This is a genomic window from Rummeliibacillus sp. TYF005, from assembly GCF_003844195.1.
Lineage (GTDB): Bacteria > Bacillota > Bacilli > Bacillales_A > Planococcaceae > Rummeliibacillus.
In genome coordinates, this window is the sequence record NZ_ML122613.1 from 1 (window position 1) to 7,409 (window position 7,409).

Consider the following 7,409-nt stretch of genomic DNA (forward strand, 5'->3'; position numbering starts at 1 on the left):
TATTTATAAAATTCTATGAATAATTCAGGTTATCATAGGTAGTATGATGGAAAATGGGTAGAATAAATAAATAAGATATTTATGAATAAATTCCACTTGTCCTACTCCAATGAAAAACAAAGGAGCAATCATAATAATTCCATGTATGATAAATAACAAAGGTTTGGGATTTTTCCCTTCTTGTGTAGATAAAGCAATTCGTATATTAAAGAGAAATAAATTAATGGTTACCAAACTCCATGCAAGCCAAATATAGATAAAGAAGATATCAAGTCTTTTCACAAACGTTACCTTTTGCGATTTTAAGATGTACAGAATGGGATCTGGTATTAATCGAATTTCCTTTAACATAAAGTAAAATTCAGCCCCTATAACCGAAGCCCCCATAAATATCGAAACGATAAGATGGAATATTAATATGGGTTTTCCTTTAATCTCTTCATCTTTTAAGACATTTTTTCTCAACATTAGATAGCTTTCAATACCTATAAAAGCTGTTAAACTATAATGCATGCCTTTTAGCCATTGAGGAACTGTACTTGTCCCAATCGGTAAAATATTCGAAAATTTCAATTCGTGAGTCGCAAGTAATATAAAAACAATAAATATAAATACTAATGGTATAATCAATACCCCTAAGTTTACTGTCGTAGAAGGTCTACTTAAACTGATATATAGAGTAACGAGAACAATAGCCAATAATGAGTAGAATGGTGGCATATTTTGAATGATCCACACGTTTAATGTATATTGCATATAGCTTAAAAAACTAATAATTACGACTAGCCAATACAAAATATAAATCCATTTTGTAATTTTGCCCAATCGGAAAAATTTATAATTTTTTTCGTAAAAGAAAAGGAGCAAATACATAAAGATAGATGCAACTCCGAACATGATCCATGCATCTCTTCCACCATAATCAATTACACCTTGTTGAAATGAAATGTATATAACTCCTGTTTCAATAAAAAATAGCATTAAAAAAAATTGAATTTTTGTTAATTTAAAATTCATTTCTTTCTTCCTTCCGGATCAAACGAACTTGTTTGTGGTGAAGGCTTAACAAATGGACCTCTGACAAAAATCTGTTTGATCTTTTTGGGTTCAAATGGGACGATTGGTGAAAAGTAAGGTGACTTTAAAGAATGTAAATTGAGTAAATGTATAAATAGTACAAAGCCTCCAATTACAATACCAAAAAAGCCGGCTAAAGCTGCCGCTAACATAAAAGGAAAGCGTAAAATTCGAATTGACATATTCATTTCAACGGATGGAACAACATAACTTGAAATAGCTGTTAACGCTACTATGATTACCATCATATTAGAAACAAGACCTGCAGTTACAATTACATTTCCAATTACTAAACCACCGACGATACCGATTGTTTGGACAATCGCTTGAGGCAGTCGTACACTAGCTTCTCGAATCAGTTCTATAATAATTTCCAGTATCATCGCTTCTATAATTGGACGATAAGGTATTTCACTTATATCTAGTCTAAGTTTTTTACTTAGTTCTATTGGTAAAATCTCAAAATGAAAGCTAACAATCGCTATATAAAATGCTGGCAAAAATACCGCAGTTAAAAAACTGAATACCCTAACCATTCTGTAAAATGATCCTACCAATACTCGTCCATTATAATCATCCGGTGATTGATAAAAGGAAAAAAAGGTAACTGGCCCTAGTAATACTGTTGGAGAGATATTTGTAAAAACTGCAATCTTCCCTTCCACAAGATTTGCAAATACTCGGTCAGGTCTTTCCGTATTTAACATTTGAGGAAATGGTGAATATACCGACTCCTCCAAATAGTCCCCCACTTCTCCTGCAGTATATAAAGATTTCGTTTTTTCTTGCATCAGTTTTAACTTACTTTCTACTTCAGAAACAGATTGTTGGTTTGCTACGTTATCTAAATACATATAATAAACATCGGTTTTTGTTTCTTTACCAACTTCCATTTTGTTTACAACTAAGTTAGGCATGCGTATTCTTTTTCTAATAAGCCCTATATTCACATCTACATTCTCTACAAATCCTTCATGTGATCCTCTGAGAATATGTTCGTTTATAGGTTCATCAGGTGAACGATGTGGAATCTCAGGTAAGGTAAGATGTACCATTTGTTTTTCTGTCAATAAAAGGATAATTGTTTCCCCATGACAAATATAATCAACAAATTTCTCCATTTGAAATGGTTCCTTAACCGCAGCCATTGTTTCTGTCCATTTTTCTTCATCTACAGACGCTTGAACTTTTAATACATTTATCTGGTTTTGAACATCACTTTTATTGACCATAGAACTGTAATAACACAAAATTGCATATTCTTCGTTCGGCCATGAAATTTCTTTTGCCGTAAAATCGACAGAATTGTAAAAGGTAGATTTTAATTTATCAATCATGGATTCAAGTAGTAACAAAATCTGTCCTCCTTTTCCTCCAGTATGGAAATAAAATAATTATTTCAAACAAAAAACCAGCCATCATGATGGCTGGTTTTAAAATTTATTAAACTAGTATTATACTATTATTTTTGGATAAATTGTTGTGTCCAATAGTTTCCGTTTGCTGAATAGCCTACACCAATATGAGTGTATGAACCATTCATGATATTAGCACGGTGTCCTGATGAATTCATCCATGCTTGTACAACTTCTTGTGGTGTTTTTTGGCCTTGAGCAATATTTTCAGCTGCTGCTTTATATGAGATTCCAAAAGATTTCATTTGGTCAAATGGTGATCCATAAGTTGGGCTCGTATGAGAGAAGTAATTATTTTTAGCCATATCATCTGATTTTGCTCTAGCAGATTTCATTAATGTTGTATCAGCTTGTAAAGCCGGAAGTCCTTCTTTAGCACGTTCAGCATTTGTTAAAGTAATCACTTGTTGTTCAAATTGTGATACAGATGAGCTGTTTGAGTTTGTTGTTGTTGAAGTATTTGAACCAGTGTTTGTGGAAGTTCCTTTATCTGATGCAGTGTTTTGTGTTGTACCTTTGTTAGAATCTGCGTCGTTTGTTGTTGTTCCTTTATCTGATGCAGTGTTTTGCGTTGTTCCTTTGTTAGAATCTGCGTCGTTTGTTGTTGTTCCTTTATTAGAATCTGCGTTTGTTGTTGTTCCTTTATTAGAATCCTTATTTGTGGCAGTTCCTTTGTNTAGAATCTGCGTTTGTTGTTGTTCCTTTATTAGAATCCTTATTTGTGGCAGTTCCTTTGTTTGATCCTTTAAGTGAAGCTAGATATTGATCAAGTTCAGCTTTCGTCATTTTCTTTACTTGGAATGGGCTTTTAGTGTTATTGTTAACTTTCACCCAATTATACGCTTTGTTATATTGCCAATTATTATTTGACACTGAAGTTTGCTTCGTTGCATCATTATTGACTGTTTTAGCCGAAGCATCGATTGCTCCACTTGAAACTCCCACCATCATTAGTAGGCTTAATGGTAATGCCCATTTTGTCATTTTTTTCATCTTGCATTCCTCCTTGTCTGTATCAAGCTTATCGTAAATATCAGACAAAAAATTGCCCAACGATTACCACTTTCTCCAAAGGGGTTCTCATTGGGCAATATTAAAGGATTTTGTTTGGAATTTACTTGAAGTCTATCTGCTTATTGCTAAGTTTAAAGGGTTGACATATTCATAATTTCGTAGATTATTATTGCAACCCTGGTACTTTCAATTCATCCACATCTTCACCAATAATAACTAAATTAGGTTCCATTCGGATGTACTCAGGTAACCATTGTGTTAATCCGTATGCATATTGGAATAACATAGGGTTTTTAATCCCCTTTACGGGTACATAACCCTTCATACGATAAATTGTTTCTGGAATTGAACGCACCCAGTCTTCAAATTCTTCTTGTGTAAAATCGGAAGTTTCCGGGAAAGTAACTAGTCTTGAACTTAAATGAAGGTGATGGCCTAAATCCGCTTTATGGATATCTGTTGGTCTAGATGTTGCATGTAGGTTATTTAAGAACTTTAAAGGTACTTTTGCATTTACGGTTTGAATAATTTGAGCATGTGGATTTAAACTTTGTAATTCAAATGTCACTTTTGCACGTTCTGCTTCTGTTAGTAAATCTATTTTATTTGCCAAGATTAAATGTGCATGACGAATTTGTTCTAAAAATAGAGAACGAGTTTGTGGAGACATTTTTTCTCGTTCTAACCATCGTTTACTATCAGCTACAGTAATGATACCTTTAATATTTAGCTGATCTGCAAATAGTGGCGAATAGACTGCATCCATCGCTTCTACAGGATGTGCTGCACCAGTTGTTTCTATTATAAGTACATCAAAATCAGATTCTACTAAAAGTGATTGGATTTGCGCCTCTGTTTTTTCAGCGCCAGAGCAACAAATACATCCATTCAACATTTCTTTTAAAGGAATTCCTTCTTCAACAGCTTGCGAGTCAAAATTGAGCTTTCCTAGTTCATTCATAATCACTGCTGGTTTTAGACGTTGTTCTTTTAATTGTCGGATAATATCTACCAACATTGTTGTTTTACCACTACCTAAAAAACCACTAAATAAATATACATCTTTCATATAATTTCAACTCCTATTTCTGTAACAAGAAAGAGCTGACAATTTGCCAGCTCCCTCTGTCTTATTCTAGCCTATTTCATTTCTGCTTTTACGATTGCCATTGCTTTTTTCAATTGTGGATCTTCGTTTTTAATCTTCAATCGAAGTTCTTCCATTAAAGCATAAGTTGTCTCACCTTTTAGTACGCCAGTTACTTTTAACTTATGGTCTTGTTGGAATCTTTGAACAGCTAATGTTGTTGAAGCATCATATAAACCATCGAGTTTACCTGGTTCATACCCTACTGCTTTTAACATTTTTTCAGCTGCTTTGACTTGATCAGATAGAGATCCTTCTTTATACGTTTTATCTGTACTAATGTATGGCAATGAAGCATAGCTTGGATAATTTACTTTGTAATTTGGTTGAATTCCTTTTTCGTGAATCCAATTACCCTTTGGTGTTAACCATTTAGCGATTGTATATTTTAGATTAGAACCATCTGAAAGATTTTCAGCTGTTTGCATAGTCCCTTTACCAAATGATTTCTCACCTACTAATTTGACATTAGAAGATTCGCTTAAGGCACCTGCTAAAATTTCAGAAGCTGAAGCACTACCACCATCGATTAAAACAGTAACAGGTACTTTCACTTTTCTTCCGTCTTTTGCCGGAACTACTTGTTTTTTACCGTTACGATCTTCAAATTGTACAATCGGTTCTCCGGTTTTCACAAATAGGCTTGCAATGTCTTCTACTACATCGACTAATCCACCTGGATTTTGACGAACATCAATAACTAGACCTTTCATACCTTTAGCTTCCATTTTGTCTAATGCGCTTAATAATTCTTTATACGTATTATCTGAAAAGCTAGTGATTTGGATATGAGCAATTTTGTCGTTTTTCATTTCTGCATAAACTGTTTCAACTGGAATATCATCACGAGTTATTTTCATCGTAATAAGTTTGCTAGCTCCACCACGTTGAATTTGTAAAGTAACATCTGTTCCTTTTTTACCTCGGATTAATAATACAGCTTCAGAAGCTGTCATACCGTCGATACTTTTGCCGTTAACCTTTTTAATAATGTCGTTTGTTTTAATCCCTGCTTTTTCTGCAGGAGAATTTTTAATAGGCGACACAACTACAATATGTCCATCTTTTTCCTGGATTTCTGCACCTATTCCTTGGAAACTAGAAGAGATACTTTCATTAAATTGAGTTGCTTCCTTTTTATTCATATAATCTGAATAAGGATCTCCCAGTGCACTAATCATCCCGTCTACTGCACCGTTTACTAATGCATCTGTATCAATGTCTTTGTAATAGCTTTTTGATAGTTCATCATAAGCATTAAATAATTTTTGGAATTCAGTATGAGCAGGTGTACGAACTTCTACTACCTTTTCTTCTCCAAAAGTTAAAGCAAAGATTGTGATACCTGAAGTTGCAAGAATCAAAACCATAATCATCATGATAAAAGCAAATGGTTTCATACGTATGTATCTACCTGCAGGTTTTACTTCTGGAACTGGGTCAACCTGTTGCGTTTTTTGAGATTCATCATTTTGTTCTGGGTCAACTTTTGTTTTATCATCCATCTTGTTCACCACTTTCAATCTAACAGTGTTTAAACACTACTTATACCATAATATCAGGAATTATGCCCTACGAAAAGAAAAAGACTATCAATTTCCTTGATAGCCTTTAGAAAATTTTCTTTTTTGCTTTTATATAACTGCTTATAGCGCTACTTTAAGCTAGCTTAAATGTATGTAATTTAATTACAATGAATTACTCTAATATTTGTGCTTTATAGGAGATATCCATCAATTGAATTAGATTGTTCAATTAGATTTTTTCAACTTTTAATTTGACAGACCACCCACATTTGCATATACGTTCAAACGTACCTAATTTACCGTTGTAATCCATTGATCCAATATTTTTACTACTTCCAATACGTTCACTCCCACATCCTGGACAAGTACCATAATCATCAATCAGTTTACTTACAAGATTCAGGCTGTTGTATATTTCATCCTTATATTTGTAACTCAAAATCCCTCTCCCTTGTATTTGTATTTTTGTTCACTCACCTTTTTAGGATATTCAAATATTTGGGGACTGTGCATGTACATTGTGATTAAGATGGAAAATAAAGTGCTAGGAAATACGTTACATATTCTATACCTCTATTTATAGACATAAATATAAATTGTATATTTTTCTATATTTATTTATAAATACTATATTATATGGTATAATTATACAAATGAAAGGAGGTGTAATAATTGGACGATTTTCTTACTACATTCGCCTTTATACCAATTTTATTTGTCTTATTATATTTTGCCGCAATTATATTTGTCTTTTATTTCATGGTGAAAGTCCTTTTGAATCAGAAGGAAATAAAGAGCTTTCTAAAAGATATTTCTGACAAGCTAGATCAAAATGGTTAGAAGGGGAAACCCTTCTTTTTTGTGTCACAATATTCTTCACCAACTTTATTCCATTCCTCTTGCAACCGTTCAGCAATTGCATAAACTACTGCAGCAAATGAAGCTAGAGTTCTTGAATTTTAATCATTTTGATGGATAAACGTTGAAAAAAGACAAAGCAAAGGCAAGTGACTTATTAAACGACATTTTATAAATCGTCGTTTTTTTGGTCGCTTGCCTTATTTTCTGCTTTTGCTTATGTCTTAAAATTTGTTATATAAACTACTCTTGAATAGCCGCTTCAAGTGCTACAACAATCATGTCATTGAATGTAGTTTGGCGTTCTTCTGCAGTTGTTGCTTCGCCAGTTAGTAGGTGGTCAGATACTGTTAGTACAGATAGGGCTTGACG

Annotated in this window: 7 protein-coding genes and 1 pseudogene; 1 reads left to right on the forward strand and 7 read right to left on the reverse strand. The window is 33.2% G+C overall.

Annotation, left to right across the window (positions count from 1 at the left end):
• Nucleotides 1–24: 24 nt before the first annotated feature.
• From CW357_RS17520 to CW357_RS17550, 6 genes are all read right to left on the reverse strand, one after another.
• Nucleotides 25–1,017 carry a GerAB/ArcD/ProY family transporter gene (locus CW357_RS17520; protein ID WP_124218739.1) on the reverse strand — a complete coding sequence of 331 codons (993 nt, stop codon included), beginning with the start codon at nt 1,015–1,017 and terminating at the stop codon, nt 25–27.
• Nucleotides 1,014–2,432, reverse strand: coding sequence for a spore germination protein (locus tag CW357_RS17525; protein WP_206426835.1), 1,419 nt, complete (start codon nt 2,430–2,432; stop codon nt 1,014–1,016). The genes CW357_RS17520 and CW357_RS17525 overlap by 4 nt, the downstream gene beginning before the upstream one ends.
• Before the next feature lie 107 nt (nt 2,433–2,539).
• Nucleotides 2,540–3,168, reverse strand: a 629-nt coding sequence (locus tag CW357_RS18975; protein WP_164489651.1) for a CAP domain-containing protein, incomplete at its 5' end; no start/stop codon positions are given.
• 504 nt (nt 3,169–3,672) lie between these two features.
• Nucleotides 3,673–4,575: a CobW family GTP-binding protein gene (locus tag CW357_RS17540; RefSeq protein WP_119415461.1), complete on the reverse strand. Its 903-nt coding sequence runs from the start codon at nt 4,573–4,575 to the stop codon at nt 3,673–3,675.
• A gap of 71 nt (nt 4,576–4,646) precedes the next feature.
• The gene (locus CW357_RS17545) at nt 4,647–6,158 is read right to left on the reverse strand and encodes a lmo1851 family serine protease (RefSeq protein WP_119415460.1); all 1,512 of its coding nucleotides are present in this window, start codon (nt 6,156–6,158) and stop codon (nt 4,647–4,649) included.
• A gap of 250 nt (nt 6,159–6,408) precedes the next feature.
• A complete protein-coding gene (locus tag CW357_RS17550) occupies nt 6,409–6,618 on the reverse strand; it encodes a DUF3797 domain-containing protein (protein WP_199670691.1) in 210 nt (69 codons plus the stop codon).
• Nucleotides 6,619–6,851: 233 nt separating this feature from the next.
• Here CW357_RS17550 and CW357_RS18415 point away from each other — a divergent pair, with 233 nt between their 5' ends.
• Entirely contained in the window at nt 6,852–7,019 is a 168-nt protein-coding gene (locus CW357_RS18415) for a hypothetical protein (protein ID WP_164489650.1), read from the forward strand.
• Between the two features lie 261 nt (nt 7,020–7,280).
• Here the strand turns inward: CW357_RS18415 and CW357_RS18700 are convergent.
• A pseudogene (locus CW357_RS18700) lies at nt 7,281–7,409 on the reverse strand (purine-nucleoside phosphorylase); the annotation flags it as partial.